The organism is Yoonia sp. D2-7 (assembly GCF_055809435.1).
Map to the genome: position 1 here is coordinate 1,803,622 of NZ_CM147912.1, position 18,422 is coordinate 1,822,043.

General features: G+C 55.4%; 16 protein-coding genes and 1 tRNA gene. 10 read left to right on the forward strand and 7 right to left on the reverse strand.

Annotation, left to right across the window (positions count from 1 at the left end; all coding sequences use genetic code 11):
• The first annotated feature begins 361 nt into the window (after positions 1 to 361).
• Complete coding sequence (locus AC0L7R_RS08770; protein WP_473656493.1) at positions 362 to 1,903, forward strand: helicase HerA-like domain-containing protein; 1,542 nt, start codon at positions 362 to 364, stop codon at positions 1,901 to 1,903.
• A gap of 68 nt (positions 1,904 to 1,971) precedes the next feature.
• On the opposite strand, the gene AC0L7R_RS08775 is transcribed toward AC0L7R_RS08770, so the two are convergent.
• The 3 genes from AC0L7R_RS08775 to AC0L7R_RS08785 are packed head-to-tail and all read right to left on the reverse strand — an operon-like array spanning position 1,972 to position 5,839.
• On the reverse strand, positions 1,972 to 3,273 hold the full coding sequence (locus AC0L7R_RS08775) for an HlyC/CorC family transporter (protein ID WP_348108309.1): 1,302 nt from the start codon (positions 3,271 to 3,273) through the stop codon (positions 1,972 to 1,974).
• 53 nt (positions 3,274 to 3,326) lie between these two features.
• Positions 3,327 to 4,286, reverse strand: coding sequence for a tyrosine recombinase (locus AC0L7R_RS08780; RefSeq protein ID WP_473656494.1), 960 nt, complete (start codon positions 4,284 to 4,286; stop codon positions 3,327 to 3,329).
• Positions 4,283 to 5,839, reverse strand: a complete 1,557-nt coding sequence (locus tag AC0L7R_RS08785; protein WP_473656495.1) for a hypothetical protein — start codon at positions 5,837 to 5,839, stop codon at positions 4,283 to 4,285. Before AC0L7R_RS08785 ends, AC0L7R_RS08780 begins: the two co-directional genes overlap by 4 nt.
• 318 nt (positions 5,840 to 6,157) lie before the next feature.
• On the opposite strand from AC0L7R_RS08785, the gene AC0L7R_RS08790 reads away from it, so the two are divergent.
• The gene (locus AC0L7R_RS08790; RefSeq protein WP_473656497.1) at positions 6,158 to 6,724 is read left to right on the forward strand and encodes a shikimate kinase; all 567 of its coding nucleotides are present in this window, start codon (positions 6,158 to 6,160) and stop codon (positions 6,722 to 6,724) included.
• Complete coding sequence (aroB, locus tag AC0L7R_RS08795) at positions 6,721 to 7,833, forward strand: 3-dehydroquinate synthase (protein WP_473656498.1); 1,113 nt, start codon at positions 6,721 to 6,723, stop codon at positions 7,831 to 7,833. The genes AC0L7R_RS08790 and aroB overlap by 4 nt, the downstream gene beginning before the upstream one ends.
• 6 nt (positions 7,834 to 7,839) lie before the next feature.
• Here the strand turns inward: aroB and AC0L7R_RS08800 are convergent, their stop codons facing one another.
• Both AC0L7R_RS08800 and AC0L7R_RS08805 read right to left on the reverse strand, forming a co-directional pair.
• Positions 7,840 to 10,329, reverse strand: a complete 2,490-nt coding sequence (locus tag AC0L7R_RS08800) for an ATP-binding protein (RefSeq protein WP_473656499.1) — start codon at positions 10,327 to 10,329, stop codon at positions 7,840 to 7,842.
• Positions 10,330 to 10,371: 42 nt separating this feature from the next.
• A complete protein-coding gene (locus AC0L7R_RS08805; protein WP_473656500.1) occupies positions 10,372 to 10,875 on the reverse strand; it encodes a putative pterin-binding protein in 504 nt (167 codons plus the stop codon).
• 314 nt (positions 10,876 to 11,189) lie between these two features.
• Here AC0L7R_RS08805 and AC0L7R_RS08810 point away from each other — a divergent pair, with 314 nt between their 5' ends.
• Positions 11,190 to 11,804 carry a response regulator transcription factor gene (locus tag AC0L7R_RS08810; RefSeq protein WP_473656501.1) on the forward strand — a complete coding sequence of 205 codons (615 nt, stop codon included), beginning with the start codon at positions 11,190 to 11,192 and terminating at the stop codon, positions 11,802 to 11,804.
• Positions 11,805 to 11,810: 6 nt separating this feature from the next.
• Here the strand turns inward: AC0L7R_RS08810 and AC0L7R_RS08815 are convergent, their stop codons facing one another.
• Positions 11,811 to 13,130, reverse strand: coding sequence for an ATP-binding protein (locus tag AC0L7R_RS08815; protein ID WP_473656502.1), 1,320 nt, complete (start codon positions 13,128 to 13,130; stop codon positions 11,811 to 11,813).
• A 45-nt stretch (positions 13,131 to 13,175) separates the two neighbouring features.
• Here AC0L7R_RS08815 and AC0L7R_RS08820 point away from each other — a divergent pair, with 45 nt between their 5' ends.
• Positions 13,176 to 14,084, forward strand: coding sequence for an MBL fold metallo-hydrolase (locus tag AC0L7R_RS08820; protein ID WP_473656503.1), 909 nt, complete (start codon positions 13,176 to 13,178; stop codon positions 14,082 to 14,084).
• 86 nt (positions 14,085 to 14,170) lie between these two features.
• Positions 14,171 to 14,245: transfer RNA gene (locus AC0L7R_RS08825), tRNA-Asn, on the forward strand.
• 56 nt (positions 14,246 to 14,301) lie between these two features.
• Here the strand turns inward: AC0L7R_RS08825 and AC0L7R_RS08830 are convergent.
• Positions 14,302 to 15,132, reverse strand: coding sequence for a nitroreductase family protein (locus tag AC0L7R_RS08830; protein ID WP_473656505.1), 831 nt, complete (start codon positions 15,130 to 15,132; stop codon positions 14,302 to 14,304).
• Between the two features lie 117 nt (positions 15,133 to 15,249).
• Here AC0L7R_RS08830 and AC0L7R_RS08835 point away from each other — a divergent pair, with 117 nt between their 5' ends.
• From AC0L7R_RS08835 to AC0L7R_RS08850, 4 genes are read left to right on the forward strand one after another with little or no spacing between them, the layout of a single operon-like run.
• Complete coding sequence (locus AC0L7R_RS08835) at positions 15,250 to 15,963, forward strand: 2Fe-2S iron-sulfur cluster-binding protein (RefSeq protein ID WP_473656506.1); 714 nt, start codon at positions 15,250 to 15,252, stop codon at positions 15,961 to 15,963.
• Positions 15,963 to 16,304: a succinate dehydrogenase gene (locus tag AC0L7R_RS08840; RefSeq protein WP_473656508.1), complete on the forward strand. Its 342-nt coding sequence runs from the start codon at positions 15,963 to 15,965 to the stop codon at positions 16,302 to 16,304. Before AC0L7R_RS08835 ends, AC0L7R_RS08840 begins: the two co-directional genes overlap by 1 nt.
• The gene (gene sdhC, locus AC0L7R_RS08845; protein ID WP_473656509.1) at positions 16,301 to 16,642 is read left to right on the forward strand and encodes a succinate dehydrogenase, cytochrome b556 subunit; all 342 of its coding nucleotides are present in this window, start codon (positions 16,301 to 16,303) and stop codon (positions 16,640 to 16,642) included. Before AC0L7R_RS08840 ends, sdhC begins: the two co-directional genes overlap by 4 nt.
• Position 16,643: 1 nt before the next feature.
• Positions 16,644 to 18,404 carry an FAD-binding protein gene (locus tag AC0L7R_RS08850; protein WP_473656510.1) on the forward strand — a complete coding sequence of 587 codons (1,761 nt, stop codon included), beginning with the start codon at positions 16,644 to 16,646 and terminating at the stop codon, positions 18,402 to 18,404.
• Positions 18,405 to 18,422: the final 18 nt, after the last annotated feature.

Consider the following 18,422-nt stretch of genomic DNA (forward strand, 5'->3'; position numbering starts at 1 on the left):
CAGGGGCAAAACCGCTCAAAGCGGCAAAGGTCTGCTTATATCCACCTGCGCAACCAACATGGGTCAAGAAAAAAGGGCCCCTGCAGCGCAAGGACCCTTCTTCTATGTCTCCCTGTCGGACTTTGCCGACTTATTACGCGAACGCTACGGAATGACGCACAGATCGTCAACTGGATAGTTCGAAAAATTGAGTAAAACGGGGGATTAAGCCGAAAAAAGCCGTGCCCGAAGGCACGGCAAGTCTGACAGGGAGTCAAGCGCCGCGCATCTGGGAGGGGGGAGTGATGGCCGCGCTACATTAGACCTAGCGCAAACTAGTTAAGAATGTATTTTGTCTCAGCACAAAGGGAGTACTCAGCGGATGTCTGACAGAATTTTTATTGGTGGCGGTGGTCAAGACTACGCTGAAGCGCAATCCTTGTTGCTTGATAAGTCAAACCGTCATGGTCTGATTGCGGGCGCGACGGGCACCGGCAAAACCGTGACGCTCCAGATTTTGGCGGAAGGGTTTGCCGCTAATGGCGTGCCGGTGTTTTTGTCAGACGTGAAGGGTGATCTGTCAGGCCTTGCCGCGTCGGGCAGCGTTGACTTCAAATTGCACGATCCATTTATGAAACGGGCCGCGACGATCGGCCTTGATCTGCAATACGATAAGTTTCCGGTCACCTTCTGGGATCTGTTCGGTAAACAAGGCCATCCAATCCGCGCGACTGTCGCCGAAATGGGGCCGCTGCTGCTGTCCCGATTGATGGAACTGACGGACGTGCAAGAAGGTGTGATGAACGTCGCCTTCCGGGTCGCCGATGAGGAAGGTCTGCCGCTGCTCGACCTAAAAGACCTGCAAGCCTTGCTGGTCTGGGTCGGACAAAACGCTTCTGATCTGTCATTGCGCTACGGCAACGTTTCAACATCATCTGTCGGGGCGATCCAACGACAGTTGCTTGTGTTGGAAAACCAAGGTGGGTCTGCATTGTTTGGCGAACCCGCGCTTGATTTGCACGATCTGATGCGCACCGATACGGACGGGCGCGGTATGATCAACATCCTCGCGGCAGACCAGTTGATGGCCAGCCCGCGGCTTTACGCGACATTCCTGCTGTGGCTGCTGTCCGAATTGTTCGAGGTCATGCCAGAGGTCGGCAACCCCGATAAACCCAAGCTCGTGTTTTTCTTCGACGAAGCCCATTTGCTGTTCGACGACGCGCCCAAAGCGCTGGTTGATAAGGTCGAACAAGTTGCCCGCCTGATCCGGTCCAAAGGCGTGGGCATCTATTTCATCACGCAAAATCCTGCCGACGTGCCTGACGATGTACTGTCACAGCTGGGCAACCGTGTGCAGCACGCCCTACGTGCCTTCACAGCGAAAGATCGCAAAGAACTGAAATTGGCCGCACAAACCTATCGCGACAATCCGGCATTCGATACCGCAGAGGCGATCCAGGAAGTCGGAACAGGCGAAGCGGTCACATCGATGCTTGATGCAAAAGGCATCCCTATGATCGTGGAGCGGACGCTGATCCGCCCGCCGTCTTCGCAATTGGGGCCGCTGTCCGCGACCGAACGCAAGGCGGTGATGAACGCGTCACCGATGGCGGGCAAGTACGACACAACCATCGACCGCAACTCTGCGCATGAAATGCTGACCAAACGCGCGGCAGATGCAGCAGCCGAAGCGGAAAAGGCAGAAGCCGAAGAAGAGCGTCTGGAAGAAAAAGAACGCGAATTCAAAGCCGCACGGCGCTATACAGGGACGGGCACAAAAGGCCGGTCAACGTCGCGTCGGTCTAGCAAAGACACCAGTTTTGGCGGGGCGCTTGCGTCCGTGGTTGCAAAGGAGCTGAAAGGCACCACTGGCCGCCGTTTGGTGCGTGGTATCTTGGGCAGCCTGTTCAAAGGGCGCTGATCCTTCGGTCCCTTTGGCCAAAAATTTCCGCCGGAGGCACCATCTAGGCGCCGCCGGCGGATAAGTCATTAAAGTGGCCGGATCTTCAGCTCGGCGATCCGGTTTTCTTCTTTGCTCACGACTTCAAACCGGAAGCCGTGGAAACTGAACACCTGACCTTCAATCGGGATCATCTGCGCTTCGTGGATGACCAGACCGGCCACTGTGTTGGCCTCTTCGTCGGGCATGTTCCAATCGTGGGCGCGGTTCAAGTCGCGGATCGTCATGCTGCCATCCACCAAATAGGTGCCGTCGGCACATTTCTCGATCTGGTGGTCTTCGTCTTCGTCGAATTCATCGGCAATCTCACCGACGATTTCTTCCAAGATGTCTTCCAGCGTAATCAAGCCCTGCAGGCCGCCGTATTCGTCCACAACGAGCGCAAAGTGCGCTTTACGCAGCAAGAACTGGCGCATCTGATCGTCGAGCGTTGTGGTTTCAGGCACAAAATAAGGGTCCATTGCGACCGACATGATGTCGAAGGATTGCAATGCTTTTTCCGTGTTCTCGTCACTGGTCAGCAAATTATATAGCGCCCGCGACAGGTCTTTGGCGTGGATCACACCAACGATGTTTTCGGGATCGTCACGGTAGATCGGGTGGCGCGTGTTTTTGGACTGTAGGATTTGCGCCAGGATTTCTTGGGCGGGAAGGGCGGCATCAACCATTTCGATGTTCGAACGATGTAGCATGATTTCTTCAACCGCGCGTTCGTTCAGGTCAAGCGCGCCCAAAATCCGGTCGCGGTCTTCTTTTTCGACGAAGCCTTCGGAATGGCCAAGTTGCAAGGCACCTGCGATTTCTTCGCGAACCGCAAGGATGTGGCTGTCAGGGTCTGTTTGCACACCGAACAGGCGCAAGATTGCGCGGACAAGCACACGCACCATTGCAACGATGGGTGAAAAGATCAGCACCACAAATGCAATCGGGCGCGCCACGCGGGATGCGACCAATTCGGGGTTCGTGATCGCGTAGGTTTTGGGCAGCACTTCGGCGAAGATCAGCACCAGTAAGGTCATGATCAGGGTTGCCGCCGCCACGCCGTTTTGGCCAAAGACCTTGGTCAGTACGGCGGTTGCAAGCGATGTCGCCAGAATGTTCACGACGTTGTTGCCCAGCAGAACCGACCCGATCAAACGTTCGCTGTCGTCTGTCAGGTCCAATGCGGTTTCAGCACCCTTCGATCCACGATCCGCAGCAGAGCGCAGTTTGCCCCGTGATGCGGCGGTAAGAGCGGTTTCGGACCCAGAGAAAAAGCCTGACATGGCAAGCAAAACTAAAATAGCGGCCGCAGTAATCCAAAACGCGGCGTCAAATGTCGAGGGGTCCATTGCTCTCTTTCAATAATAGGGTGGTGGGAAAGTAAGGGTTACAGGTCTGACGATCAAGACGCATCGTCATCCTTCGTTGTTTTGGCCTTTGACAGCGGGTGGTGTTCCATCACCAGCGCCGTCAGCCGTTCGTCTACCACGTGTGTGTAGATTTCAGTCGTGGCCACATCCGCATGGCCTAGCATCGTCTGGATCGCCCGCAGATCCGCGCCACCGGCTAACAGATGCGTGGCAAAGGCATGGCGCAGCGTGTGAGGTGTAACTTTGTCGGGCGAAACCCCCGCTGTGACTGCAAATTCCTTGATCATGCCGAAGAAGCGATGCCGCGTCAGATGGCCGGCCTTGGACCGAGATGGGAACAGAAATTTCGATGACGGCTTTCCAAGCGCGCGAGCCGCGTCGTCGGCTTCATCCCATGCGACCAGCCATTCTGCCATCGCAGCTTTGGCAGGGGGTGACAGGGGGACCATACGTTCTTTGCCACCTTTGCCGCGGACCAACAGCATCGCAGGATCGCCACGCGCGGACGTCACCGGCAACGTCACCAGTTCAGTCACCCGCATGCCTGTGGCATAGAGCAGGTGCATCAGGCAGGCGTTGCGCTTGCCTTCTTTCTTATGTGCTGCAGCGGCAGAGATCAGCGCGTCAACTTCTTCAATCGATAACGTCTTCGGCAGCGATTTCTTCTTACCCGGACCTTTGATCTGGATGGCGGGATTGTCCGCGCGCCAGCTTTCCTCAAAGGCAAACCGGTACAATTGCTTGATTGCGGACAAGCGGCGTGCGCGTGTCGATGCGGATAGCCCTTGGGTGTCGCATTCGATCAAATAACCTTCGACGTCGTCTTGGGTGGCGGTTGCAAAGTGTTTGCCAAGCGGTGTCAGCCATCCGGCAAAGTCTTTGAGGTCATTGGCATAGGCAAGTTGTGTGTTTGTCGCGGCATCAAGTTCGGCGGCCTGCGCTTCTAGAAACGCCTGCACCCAGTGCATCATCGGGCGATCAGCGGGGGTCATGTTGGCCGCTCTAATAACAACAATTGCAGGCCTGCACGGCGTGCAACGTCTTCGAGACCCACGGATCGCAGAAACGATAGCGCTTCGGTCAAGGTCTGGTAATCGCCCGACATGCCCACATCAACCAAGGCGATAGATCGCAGGATAGCTTCGCCTAATTGGCCGTTTTCAACCATGTCTTTCAACGCATCAGGGGCGCTGACGTCGCCAAATGCATCCGCAATGGCGCGGCGTAGCGGGTCGGTTGCTTCAACGCCCTGAGGAACGCCGCGCGCAAGTGCCACAAGGAACGCGTCGCCGACGCTGCGGGCAATGGCTGTTGCTTCATACGATGACGACAACAGGCCGACAGCCGCGGCTACTTCTGCGGCTTTGCCTTCCAGGGGCACATCGACCAGATTGGGTCCGAAGTTTTGTGCAAAGGCGATTTCCGTCTTCACGAATTTCATTGCGTCCCAAGCAGCGGGCAAGGTCGCTGCGATCGCGTCTGGATCGTTTTCACGGATGGCTGTGTCGAAATCTTGTATCGCATCCGCACGGTCCCACACCCCGCCAGAGGCCGACGGCCGCCGCGACGTATACAGTGCGAACAACACATTACCTGCGATGGCGCCGTGGCGGGCAAGGCGTTCGGCGGCTTCCAGTTGGCTTTTCCAACCCACCTGATTGCGCAGGTCTGCATGGGCAAAGGCACGGGGCAGACGGTTTGTCGTCATCCGCTCGCCAATTGCTTCATAAAGGCGAAACACCAGCGGGCTAATCCGTTCGGGCGTGCCAAGTGGCGGTTCACCTTCGTAAAGTTCAGGATCAAGGAAGCGCGACAGCAGTGCTTCTTCATCTTCCGAAATATCGCCCAACACCCGATGTGTATTCAAAGACAAAGCGGCCGCATTCCAGTCACCACCACGGGCAAGGCAGAAAATGCGGGCGGCATAGGTTGGGGCCACGTCAATGCGGGCCTGCAAGGTGTGGCAGGCCATATCTTCTGATCCGGTCAACAGGGCCACATCAAACCAACGGCGGAAAAGATCGGGGGTATCGGCACCGGCTTGTTCGAGCAGGGCTTGGGCAGGTTCAATCGCGCCGATATCCAGCAGCTTATCAACACGGGCTTGGAACAAACCGCCTGCTGCCGATGCGCCCAATGGTGGATCAGCCTCAGCCATCAACAAGGTCTTCAGCAAATCCTGCATGGCCGGCAAGCCATCGGTTTGTTGGGCTTGGAGCAATGCGATTAGGGTTGCTTCTTCGCTGGCAGACCAAAGCGTTGCGGGCAATCCGGTTAGATCGGATGACAACAGGCCAATCGGATCAGGTGACGGTCCGTCAAGCGGGGTCGTCGTAACAGATGGTGTCCCAGCGCCGGATGCAACAGGTGCTTCATCGCGCACTGCAGGCGCCGTTGGTAGGCGACGTGTTGGGATCTTTGCGGGTTCAACGCTTTGGGATAGCCAATCAATGGCTGACAAGGGTTCAGCCGATTGTGCGTGAACCTGAGGTCCTAATGTGGCGGCAAACGTGCCAAAAACAAATGTAAGAACAACAGGTTTCATATCACTCCAAATCCAACGTCAGAGGTTCCACGACCTGAACCCGTGGTGGGGCAAAATCACCGGGGAAAAATATCGGACCTACATATGCGTAGCCGATCAAGCCTATCGCAGCCAGAGCTGTCAAAAATACCAGTGCTTTGATCAGTCGCCACATAGATTGCCTCGAAATTGTGTTAATTGCCCAATGTTACGGTTATCGGCCCGCATTTGCTTGCGTTTATATATGGCCTTTTCGGCAAGATCACGCCATTGAATGATATAAATCATGATTAAGCGGGTCACAGCCGATGACCTGCCTGAATATACAGCGGACCAGACATGTCTCAAGCCACTGAAGATGCATATTGCCTGAAAAAGACTGTTGTTCTGGTTGGAATGATGGGATCGGGAAAAACGGCCATTGGCAAGGCGTTAGCGGCCCAGCTTGATGTGGCATTTCTGGATAGTGACGCTGCCATTGAAGAAGCTGCCGCAATTTCAATCGCCGAGATTTTTGAGCGCGACGGTGAAGCCTTTTTTCGCAAACGCGAAGCCGAAGTGATTGATCGGTTGCTGGCAGGTGATCCGTGTATTTTGTCTACAGGCGGTGGCGCATTCCTCACCGACACAGTGCGTGCCGCGATTGCGGATAAAGGGGCGGCCGTGTGGCTGGATGCATCTTTGGACATTCTGTGGGAACGGGTCCGCAATAAGGACACGCGCCCGCTTTTGCGAACCGACAACCCACGCCAGACGCTGTCTGACATTTTTGACGTCCGTGTGCCTGTATACGCGCAGGCCGGAATACATATCAAAATTACTGACAACGCATCCATCGAACAAACAACCGATATGGTTGTGAAAACCTTGTCTCAATACCCAGACCTGCTGGAGAAATTGTCATGACGACGACACCGCGTACCGTTTCCGTTGATTTGCCCGGCCGCGAATATGACATCCAGATTGGGCCGGGTGTATTGGCGCAAGCTGGGCCGCGTATCGCCGAGATGACGCGCCGCCCGCATGTCACGATTATCACAGATGAAACCGTGGCGGGGCTGCACCTAGCGACGCTGCAAGCAAACCTTGAGGCATCTGGTTTAACCTCTGCGGCACTTGCCTTGCCTGCGGGTGAAGCGACAAAATGTTGGGCCCAGCTGGAACGTTCTGTCGAATGGCTTTTGTCCGAAAAGGTTGAACGTGGCGATATCGTCGTGGCCTTTGGCGGCGGGGTGATCGGTGATCTGGCTGGGTTCGCGGCCGCAGTCTTGCGGCGCGGGGTCCGCTTTGTGCAAATCCCGACGACGCTGCTGGCGCAGGTCGATAGTTCGGTTGGCGGCAAGACGGGTATCAACTCTCCGGCTGGCAAGAACCTGATCGGCGCATTTCATCAGCCAAGTTTGGTGCTTGCGGATACTGATCTTTTGTCAACGCTGGAAAAACGCGATTTCCTTGCGGGGTATGGCGAAGTTGTCAAATACGGCCTTCTGGGCGACGCCCAGTTTTTCGATTGGCTGGAAAGCAATGCGCCGGGCATGGCGGGCGGCGATATGGCAGCACGAGTACAGGCAGTGACGCGGTCGTGTGAAATGAAAGCCGATATCGTCAAGCGCGACGAGACAGAGCAGGGGGATCGTGCCCTTTTGAACCTCGGGCACACGTTCTGTCACGCCCTTGAAGCGGCGACTGGATATTCGGATCGATTGCTGCATGGCGAAGGTGTCGCCATCGGCTGCGCTTTGGCGTTTGAACTGTCATCTCGTCTGGGCCTGTGTAGTCAGGAAGACCCAAGCCGCGTGCGCGCGCATCTCAAAGCGATGGGTATGAAGACCGATCTTGCGGACATACCGGGCGATTTGCCGGGGGCCGAGGCGCTTTTAGATTTGATGGCACAAGACAAGAAGGTGCTTGATGGCAAATTGCGGTTCATCCTCGCGCGGGGTATCGGCGATGCGTTTATCACCAGCGATGTGCCATCCGATGCAGTGCTGAAGGTCCTGAAAGACCAACTTTAACGCAGCTTAATTGCGCTTTAAGAGCCCTCGTTTCGTGTCCTGCCATTCTGTCGGTAACGCTTGCAAAGCGTGGCCAACGAGGGTCACTTCGCCTGCGCGTGCTGCAACCGACAAATCTGACAGGCTTTCGGCAAATGCTTTGGATTGGAACGTAGCGGCGCTGCCTGCGATTTTGTGGGCTTGATCGGCGATGTCGTCTAACGGCAAGCTAGACGTCTGGGACCATTCCACAAAACTGTCGGTCTCAGAAATGAACCGCTTGAGCATTTTGGCATAGGCTTGGGAACGGTACACATCGCCTTGATCCCGCGTTTCGGCATCAGGCACATTTTGCAGTTCGGTCGATCTAAGAACGTCCAAAAGGCTGTTCTTTGACAGCGGTTTTGTCAGCGTTGCGACCATCCCATCTTCTTTGAATGCAGCTTGGTCTTCGGGCAGCGCGTGCGCGGTAAGGGCGACAATCGGGGTTTGCGCAGACTTGCCATGGCCAGAACGGATTTTGCGTGCGGCAGTGCGACCATCCATCACGGGCATGCTGATATCCATGAAGATCAGATCGAAACGCGTCTCGGCGGCTGCATCGACACCTGATTTGCCGTTGTGTGCCTCGACGACTTTGTGGCCGGCGTTTTCCAACATTTCACGGGCCAGAATCCGGTTAATGTCGTTATCATCAACTAACAGGATCGAAAGAATGGTACTTGGTGGGGCTGTTTTAGGGATGGCATAGACATCCACAGGCTTTTCGGCTGCTGGCATCGGCAATGCGACCTTGAATACACTGCCTCTCCCAACTTCCGTTTCCACCGAAATGACACCACCAAGCGCATCGACAAACCGCTTCGCAATGCTCAGGCCCAAGCCGGTGCCGCCGACTTCTCGATCAAATGCCGCGTTACCAGTGACAAAGTCATCAAAGATACGATTTGCCAGATCTTCGGTCATGCCGGGACCGGTATCTTGGATGCAAAATACGATGTTGTCCGATGAAGTCGCGTTGTTGTCACCGATTTCGGCTGTCACAAGAACCTCGCCAGCGCGGGTGAATTTTACGGCGTTACTGATCAGGTTGATCAAGACTAGCTGTACCCGATCCGGATCGGACAACACCCAGTCGCGGCTTTCACCGATCCAGTGCCACCTTAGCGTGGTATCCGACGACACGGCCATTGCGCTTTGGTTATCAATGATATCCTGAACCAGAATGCTGATATTCATGGGGCCAGTCGTGACCTGCAGTTTGCCCGCGTCATAGCGCGTAATATCCAGCACATCTGAAATATGGCTCATCAGCAATCGACCAGAGGTTTCCATATTGCGCATGTAGCGATCTTGCTGAGATGTCAGTTCAGTATCCTGCATCAGCGACAGGTTACCCAGTAACCCGTTCAATGGCGTGCGGATTTCGTGGCTCATCGTTGCCACAAAATCGGTCTTGATCTTTTCGCCCTCAAGGGCCGCGTCACGGGCTGTGACAAGTTCCTGTTCGGCGGCTACAACACGAGAAACATCGCGCACGAAAACGACGTAGATTTTGCTGTCGTGAAGCTCTGCGGCTTGGATCGACAGTTCAATTGGAAACACGCTGCCGTCTTTGCGTGATGCGTCCATACGACGTCGGCCTGCACCGATCATGTGCTGAAGCCCACCGCGACTGAGCCGCTGTAGTCCGGTGCGTTGTTCATTCTGAACGGTCTTGGGGTTGATGATGTGGGCGACATCCTGACCGATGGCTTCGGCTGCTGCGTAGCCGAAAATTTTCTCTGCGGCTTGCGAAAATTCGATGATCTCGCCGTAATCGCTGCTCACGATGATCCCGTCCAATGACGTCTCGATCACTGTGTTCATACGGGTCGCGATTTCTTTTTGAGCGCGTTCGCGGGTAATATTGATCGTATTCAAACGGTTGAGATACAGAATTGATGTGGCAAGTGCCCCGACAAAGACCACCAGTGCCACAGCCAATTGCGCCAATGTCCCAGCTACAGCTTCGCGCTGTCGGTCCGCATTTGCAGCGAAGATCGACAGACCGGCATTCGACAATCCTCGAACTGTGGTACGTGCGTCCTGCGCGAGCGTTTTCAGGGCATCCCGTTGCGCGATGAAGTCTTCGTCGGATTGGTCAACGATCGCAACTGCGTCGTCCAAAAAGGCGCGGGTCAGGGCCAACTGCGCTGCGAATTGATCAGATTGGCGCAGTTTCTCATAAACTTCGGCGACTTCAATCGTATTCACGCGACTGTAAAAGACGTCAAATCGTCGTCTGATCCGGTCCGGTGGTTCTTCGAAAAGATTAACGGCGTTTACAAAATCGAGGAATTCAACCTCGGTCTGGGCTAGCGACCATTGCGCATTATCGGATCTTGCGGATCGCAGGCTTTGCATTTCGCGCGCAACATTGTTGGCTAACAAACCAATCGCGATAAGGGCGGCCAAACCGGCCAGACCCGCAAGGGTCCGACCGGTTCGGGTTCGTGTGTGAGTGGTTGCTGGCACAAGACCGCCCCAAAGGTTCAAGAAATATTTGTACCTACGGGGTTACTTGACGACAGCTATTCTGTCGAGTTGCCAGATACTGCGGGAATATATGACCTCGGATCGATATTCGGATGCGCTGTCATACGGGTAGATGATCCAAAGTGGCCCTTTATCACGGATCGACATGCGGTCGCCGTCCATCAAATAGGCCAGTATTGGCCCGCCTTCGATCGCGTCAGTCACTGGGATTTGTACTGAATAATCGTTGATTGCAGTTGCTTGCAACGATCCAGTTGTTGTCCCCAGAACATCGGCTAGTAAATGAAGCGAGACACCTTGGAAAACACTGACACCATCCGTCCAAATGGTGCTGGTTTCTATTTGCGTGTCATCCAAGGCTTCCAACATGGCGTAATCGAACTGCAGCGTTTCGCCTACGTTGGTCTGTGCGATGTCGCCACCCACCGTGAGGATAACATCCCCGACCGGTGCCAAGAAATCTTCTGCAGTTGTAATTGTCGGTCCGCAAACGGCTGCAAAAGCGATGGGTAATAAAAAACGCACGGTAGTCTCTCTTCTATCGGTACGTCGACTTTGGCACCGAATCCGCAATCGGTAAAAAGAACTTTGGGATAAGGAGATACCCAGAAGGGTAGGTTTTGTAGGCGTAATCACGTTTTAGTTGATTGTATTTTTACTTTACCTCGTCATCGTTCTCAACGAAGATGTGGGAAATCATTTGGTTGGCACATAGGTTGTAACGACAAAATAGTCGTGCATGCCTACCTAGAGTTGTATCGGTTTTATTTCCCCATGATGTTGTTTGATGATTTGATGTATGTTCGTGTCACGGACGCGGGTGTCGCTAAAGGATTGATATGAAAGTTCTTATTGCAGACGACCATGAACTCGTCAGGGATACCTTGGCGATGTTTCTGGACATCGAAGGTGGAATCGCCAGTGATCTTGCTGGTACATTCGAAGAAGCGACGCGGAAACTTGATCAGGACGGCCCGTTCGATTTGGTGCTGCTTGACTTCAATATGCCCGGCATGAATGGTCTTGAAGGGCTTAAGACGGCCATCGCGTCTGGCAGCGATCAACGTTTTGCATTGATTTCAGGCGAAGCGACCCGCGAAATTGCCGAAGAAGCGCTAGAGCTGGGTGCAGCCGGTTTCATCCCTAAATCCTTGCCTGCCAAGTCGCTCGTGAACGCTGTCCGGTTTATGGCGATGGGCGAACGCTACGCGCCTGTCGAATTTATGACGGCTGAAGAACCCGCGACGCCGCATCCGATTGCTGATCAGCTGACGAAGCGCGAATTGCAGGTTTTGCGCGGTTTGACCGAAGGTAAAACGAACAAACAGATCGCCCGCGATCTGGAAGTGCAGGAACCCACCGTCAAACTGCACATCAAGAACACGTACCGCAAAATTGGTGCGCCAAACCGCACTGTCGCGGCACTTATCGCCCGGGAATCGGGTTTGTTCTGACGCTGGCTATCGAGCCAGAACCAAATCCGCCTTTAGTCCGCCCAAGCGTTCGCTGTCGCCCAGCCGCAGCATGCCGCCATGCGTCCGCGCGATATCGCTAACGATCGACAGGCCCAGTCCCACGCCGCTGCCTTTGTTTTGGTTACGCGCTGGATCTAATCTGACGAAGGGACGTGTTGCTTCATCACGTTGATCTGCTGGAATACCGGGGCCATCGTCCTCAACCGTGAAGCGGACGCTACGGTCTGTGACGGACAGGCTGATCTCCGCTGTTTGGCCATAGCGCAGCGCATTACCGACAAGATTGTCCAGCGCACGCCGGATCGCATCGGGGCGCATCGCGAAGCTTGTTCCTGCGGGAGCCGTTTCAATGCAGGTCAATGCAAGCCCGCTGCGTTTCGCGTCTTCCATTACCGCATCAAGCAGATCAACTGGATCCGTGGGTTCAAGCACATCTGCAGCGTCGCTGCGTGCGAAATCAAGAAATCCGTCGAGCAACTGCTGCATTTCATCGACGTCTTTAATCAGCGGTTCGACGTCTTCGTTGTCCAGCATCGACAGGCCAAGCCGCATACGTGTCAGAGGCGTTCTAAGATCATGACTGACGCCTGACAGCATCATCGTCCGGCTTTGCGTCTGACGTTCAATTCGGTTGCGCATGTCCAGAAACGCCATGCCCGCGGCACGGACTTCAAGCGCACCAGTTGGATTGAAATTGGTCAGACGGCCTTTACCGTAATCTGTTGCTGCCGCGGCCATGCGTTTGATCGGGCGCAGCTGATTGCGCAAAAAGAAATAGGCGATGGTGGTCATGATTGCACCCATCACAACCATAATAACCAAGAGCTGATGGGGGTTAGACGCCGAAACACGGTTGCGGCGGAATGAAACCTCGAGCGGCCCTTTGTTCGTCTCTAGCCAAAGCGTCACAACCCGCCGTTCCGCAAGCGAAATGCGCAGAACGTCAGGGACCTGTTCACGCAGGTTGGTAATCACTTTGCGACCTGTCAGGTCCTGAAACGGTTTAACATCGTCGGGCAGCATCGGGCTGGCGGGCAGGGTGGTTGTCAGCTCTAGTCCCGTTGTTACACGATCAAGCGCCACGCGGGCCGCTTCGTAATCGACAGCGCCGTTGACTTGGGATTGCAGGAACCGCAACTCAATCGCCATGGCACTGGTCATTGATTCCGTGACACCGTCAAAGTGGCGTTGAATAAACACCACCGACACAAGCAACTGCAGCGTCACAACAGGCAGCACCAAAATCAGGGCGGCGCGGCCATAAATGCCACGCGGCATTGCGTTTTTGATCCAACCTAGAAACATTGCAGCAGGCTAACCCGCCCAGCGCCAAACAAAAAGTCACAAGCGATGCCAGATTCAGATTTTCACGCAATAGCCGGTCAACTTACGGTGTTAGAACCAGACTTGGGTCTCGTTTTGGCACCGAACCCGTCGCCCATGACAGGGCCTGGCACCAATACGTATCTATTGGGCCGTGAAAGCATTGCGGTCATTGATCCGGGTCCCGCAACTGACGCGCACTTGGCAGCATTGATTACCGCAATCGATGGTCGGCCTGTCAGCCATATTGTCGTCACGCATAGCCATTTGGATCATTCACCGCTCGCCAAACCACTATCCAATCACACTGGCGCGCCTGTTATTGCATTCGGGGATACCTTTGCGGGGCGCAGTGCCGTGATGACGGCATTGGCAAAGGACGGCATGGCAGGTGGCGGCGAAGGGCTGGATCACGACTTCGCACCCGATCAGCTGGTCAAGGATGGCGATGTGATCAAAGGGCAGGGATGGGACCTGTCTGTGATCCACACCCCCGGACATCTGGGGAATCACATCGCACTCGGGTGGAATGACGCGATTTTTGTGGGTGATCTGGTGATGGGCTGGTCAACTTCGCTGGTGTCGCCGCCCGATGGGGATATGACAGACTTTCTGGCGTCATGTGCGCGGCTGCGTGAAATCCCTGCACGCGTGCATTATTCCGGCCATGGCGCGCCGATCAGTGCCCCGCATGCCCGCCTAACCGAACTGATCAACCACAGAGAATCCCGCACCGCCCAAATTTTGGCGACACTGCAAGACGGCCCGCACAGCGTCAGCCAAATTGTGACGGCAATCTATACCGATTTGCACCCGCGCCTTCATGTGATCGCGGGGCGGAATGTATTCGCCCATCTTGTTGATTTGTATGTACAAAACAAAGTTGCCGTGGATGAAAGGCTGCATCCCGAAGCCGTCTTTTCGCGGACTGACTGACAGGGAAATTGCAAGAAAAGTGAAAAAAGCAATTTAACCCTCTGGACGCGCCGAAAACGCATCGTTATAGACCGCGCATACAGTGTTCCGACGTAGCTCAGCGGTAGAGCAGTTGACTGTTAATCAATTGGTCGTAGGTTCGATCCCTACCGTCGGAGCCAAAGAATTCAAGGGCTTAGTGAGAAATCACTAAGCCCTATTTCTTTGGTAAATCATGCTAATCCAGATTAAATCCCTTCGCGCGAATGAACGCCCCGAAATCGGCCCGCTCCGGTGCGCTGTATTGACGAACCTTGTCCGTGGACCATCCATATGCGGTTGCTGTTCCGAAACGATCTTCATAGCGTTGTTGTGCGTAAGGCTGGGTCAGGGCGCGATCCGTATCATAGGCATTGACCGTCTGTTGAAGGTCCGTTTCTTGATACGTGTCCCGATGGACGGTCGCAGCCAATGGCAGACGTTTTGAAATCACCTTCGGTGCTGCTGGATATCCGACGGCCAGGCCAGCCACTGGAAACACATGTTGCGGAAGATTCAGAAGCCGTGACACAGCTGCCGCCTGATCCCTGATTCCGCTGATAGGGCAGCATCCGAGCCCGATTGATTCCGCAGCCGTCACAAATGCGCCCAGCGCGATGGCTGCGTCCACACTCGCGTTGAAGAAGGCATCAAGGTGATCGTTCGCAAATGGTATGTCGTGCCACGCGTGGCTCAGTCGTTGGCGCCGGTTATTTCCACAGAAGACGGCGATCATTGGCGCACCAGTGACCCATGGTTGCGTCGTGACCATATCTGCCAGTTCCTTGCGTGGCCCCGCAGATGTCATCAACACAATATCGCGCTGTTGCAGATCGCTTTTTGTCGGGGATGCCAATGCAACGGCGCAAAGCGTTTCAAGCACCTCTGTTGGTACACGTTGATCTGTAAAGGCACGACACGATCCACGGTCCGCCATACCTGCCAGAACCTCAGCACCCGGTAATTGATCAGGTACGTCCCTGTGATCTTGAAACCGAGACTGAAGGGCAGTGTGCAGGTCAGTTGTCATGCGCGGATGGCTTTCTGTCAGTAACGCTTACAGTTTGATTAAGCGTTATGTGGATTTATAAAGCACAGCTATTTTGGTAAGTATGCAGCGCGGCTGACCAATTGGGAAGTGTAGGGCATGACACCATCGACGTTGAAAGTGACCATTGCGCGCGGTGCGGCGGGCGACGACACGTTTGATGTCCCTGCGACGGCTAATCAGACCGTACTGGATGTGGTGTCGTGGATTCAGCAAAACGCAGATCCGACCTTAAGCTACCGGTTCGCGTGCCGCGTTGGGATGTGCGGAAGCTGTGCGATGATGGTGAACGGTGTGCCGCGGTGGACCTGCCGGACGCATATATCCAAGGTTTTGCAGGGGGGTACGGTATCGATTGGACCGCTGCGGAACTTGCCTGTGATCAAAGATTTGGTCGTCGACATGGATCCCTTCTTTGACAAATGGATTGCGGCAGAAGGGGTGCACCACCCAACAGCGACACGTGATGATCCCATCGCCCCAGTAGATGAAACATCTGCCGCACGCGTTGTCGCAAACGCAGGGATCGAATGTATCAACTGTTCCGTTTGCTACGCGGCCTGTGACACGGTGACGGGTAACGATGATTACCTTGGCCCAGCAGCGCTTCAACGGGCGTGGACGGTGTTGAATGACGCCAAAGACGGAGACAAAGCGGCAATCCTTGATGCGGTTTCCGGTCAGGGCGGATGCCACAATTGCCATTCCATGGGGTCATGCACTGCTTATTGCCCCAACGACCTTGATCCGATGACGGCCATCGCCGGATTGAAGCGGGCCACAGCTAAATCCTTTTTCAAAAGGGGGCGCTGATGCTGACATTGCGCCTTTACATATTGCAACGGATCACAGCGCTTTTGATGGCTCCGTTGGTTATTGGACATTTGGCCGTGATGATCATCGCCGTCCAAGACGGGCTGAGCACGGCCGAGATTCTGGGGCGGACCCAAGGCTCTGCTGCATGGTTCATGTTCTATGGCACATTTGTTGTTGCCGTCTGCATCCACGCTGCAATCGGTTTGCGCGTCGTTGCGCATGAATGGGGCGGGCTAAAGGGCATTGGGCTAGACGCCTTCATGTGGGTCACCGGTCTGGGGCTGTTCGCACTAGGCGCGCGCGCGGTCTGGGCTGTGACATTCGGAGGGGCGCTATGAAAATGCCGCCACGCGCCCATCCTCTTTGGATTGCCTATATTCTGCATCGCGTCTCAGGTGTTGCGTTGGCTGTCTTTTTGCCGCTGCATTTCTGGGTGCTTGCGATGGCATTAAATGATCCGGCGGGGTTTGACGGGTTCCTGCATTTGACCGACTACACTGTCGTGAAGCTCGCGGAGTTTGGTCTCGTGTTTGGGCTTGCGGTACATATGTTTGGCGGCTTGCGCCTTATGGCGCTGGAATGGCTACCGTGGAGCCCGCCTCAAAAGACACTGGCCGCGGGGGCAGCCGCCGCGTCATTTTTAGTCGCAACATTGTTTTTGATGAAGGCGCTGTAAAATGGGTTTGACCGATATTGATCGCCACGACACGGGTATCTTGATCATCGGCAGCGGTGGCGCGGGTCTTTTCGCGGCATTGCACGCGCAGCAGACAGCGCCTGAGGGGACAAAGATCACAATCGCTGTGAAGGGGCTGATCGGGAAATGTGGTTGCACACGGATGGTGCAGGGCGGCTACAACGTCGCGATGGGCGGCGGCGACACAGTTGAACGGCACTTCATGGACACGATCAACGGGGGCAAATGGCTCCCCAATCAGGACATGGCATGGCGATTGTGTGAACAAGCCGTTGTGCGGGTCCGCGAATTAGAGAACGAGGTCGGATGCTTTTTTGACCGCAATCCCGATGGCAGTTTGCATCAAAAGGCATTTGCAGGCCAAACGGCGGATCGCACCGTCCACAAGGGTGATCTGACGGGCATCGAAATCATCAACCGCTTGATGGAAAAGGTGCTAGCGAGCGGTGTCGAGAAACTACAAGAACAACGCGCGATTGGATTGATTCCCACGAAAGATGGATCGGCGCTGGCGGGGGTCTTGTTCATCGACATGCACACCGGCGGGTTCCGCTTGGTGCGGGCCAAGACGGTGCTGATGGCCACGGGTGGCGGTCCGTCCATGTACAAGTACCACACGCCGAGCGGTGACAAGACGATGGACGGCTTGGCGATGGCGCTGCGGGCGGGGCTCAAGCTGCGCGATATGGAAATGGTGCAGTTCCATCCGACGGGCCTGCTGGCCGGCGATCATACCCGCATGACCGGTACGGTACTGGAAGAAGGATTGCGCGGGGCAGGTGGTCAGTTGATCAATCACTCCGGAGCGCGGTTTATGTTTGATTACGACGCAAAGGGCGAACGCGCCACACGTGATGTCGTCAGCCGCGGTATCTACGCGGAGATGCGCAAAACCAATGATCCCGCACAAGAAGGCGTCTTTATTTCGATGGCGCATCTGGGCCCGGACAATGTGCGTAAGAAATTCAAAGGCATGGTATCGCGCTGTGCAGACAGCGGATTTGATCTGGCGGCAGGCAAGGTCGAAGTCGTGCCAACCGCTCATTACTTCATGGGGGGCGTTGTGGTCGATGTCGACACGCGCACGGCAATGGAAGGGCTCTATGTGGCGGGCGAAGATGCAGGCGGCGCACATGGGTCCAATCGGTTAGGTGGCAATGGCGTTGCGAACTCAACTGTCTATGGCGGGATCGCAGGTGACGTGATGGGGCGCGATATCCGGCAAATGCCGTCACTGCGCGATCCGGATGAGACTGTTCTGGCGGCAGAAATCGCACGCGCGACCCATCCGTTGGACCGTAATCCTGCCTTAGTTCACCCCCTGCGCCAAGATCTTCAAAACGTCATGTGGGACGACGTTGGTGTCATGCGGACAGCGGTTGGACTAAAACGCGGCTTGCAAGGGATCGCAGCTGTGTCGGATCAGCTAATGGACGTAGGCGTGGCGGGCGATACGCTGGCGTTTAACCTGACGTGGCACGATTGGCTGAACCTGCGGTCACTGTGCGATGTTTCTGAGGTGATCACCAAAGCGGCGATGGCCCGCGAAAATTCGCGCGGTGCTCATTACCGTGAAGACCATCCCGAACCGGGCGCGATGGAAGACAGTGATTTCACAGTGGCGCAGCAAACTGGCGATGCGGTGAATGTCTCGCGCGAACCGGTTCAATTCACAATCGTGCGTCCGGGCGAGACGATCCTGCCCGATGATGCGCCCGAAACGCTCGTGGCTGTGCCATGACCCGTACAACAAAGGATA

Coding starts and splice junctions, on each gene's coding strand:
- AC0L7R_RS08775 (WP_348108309.1), bottom strand. CDS start 3,273: ATGGACCCCTCGACATTTGACGCCGCGTTTTGGATTACTGCGGCCGCT.
- AC0L7R_RS08770 (WP_473656493.1), top strand. CDS start 362: ATGTCTGACAGAATTTTTATTGGTGGCGGTGGTCAAGACTACGCTGAA.
- AC0L7R_RS08790 (WP_473656497.1), top strand. CDS start 6,158: ATGTCTCAAGCCACTGAAGATGCATATTGCCTGAAAAAGACTGTTGTT.
- AC0L7R_RS08835 (WP_473656506.1), top strand. CDS start 15,250: ATGACACCATCGACGTTGAAAGTGACCATTGCGCGCGGTGCGGCGGGC.
- AC0L7R_RS08780 (WP_473656494.1), bottom strand. CDS start 4,286: ATGACCCCCGCTGATCGCCCGATGATGCACTGGGTGCAGGCGTTTCTA.
- AC0L7R_RS08840 (WP_473656508.1), top strand. CDS start 15,963: ATGCTGACATTGCGCCTTTACATATTGCAACGGATCACAGCGCTTTTG.
- aroB (WP_473656498.1), top strand. CDS start 6,721: ATGACGACGACACCGCGTACCGTTTCCGTTGATTTGCCCGGCCGCGAA.
- sdhC (WP_473656509.1), top strand. CDS start 16,301: ATGAAAATGCCGCCACGCGCCCATCCTCTTTGGATTGCCTATATTCTG.
- AC0L7R_RS08810 (WP_473656501.1), top strand. CDS start 11,190: ATGAAAGTTCTTATTGCAGACGACCATGAACTCGTCAGGGATACCTTG.
- AC0L7R_RS08850 (WP_473656510.1), top strand. CDS start 16,644: ATGGGTTTGACCGATATTGATCGCCACGACACGGGTATCTTGATCATC.
- AC0L7R_RS08830 (WP_473656505.1), bottom strand. CDS start 15,132: ATGACAACTGACCTGCACACTGCCCTTCAGTCTCGGTTTCAAGATCAC.
- AC0L7R_RS08815 (WP_473656502.1), bottom strand. CDS start 13,130: ATGTTTCTAGGTTGGATCAAAAACGCAATGCCGCGTGGCATTTATGGC.
- AC0L7R_RS08820 (WP_473656503.1), top strand. CDS start 13,176: ATGCCAGATTCAGATTTTCACGCAATAGCCGGTCAACTTACGGTGTTA.
- AC0L7R_RS08785 (WP_473656495.1), bottom strand. CDS start 5,839: ATGAAACCTGTTGTTCTTACATTTGTTTTTGGCACGTTTGCCGCCACA.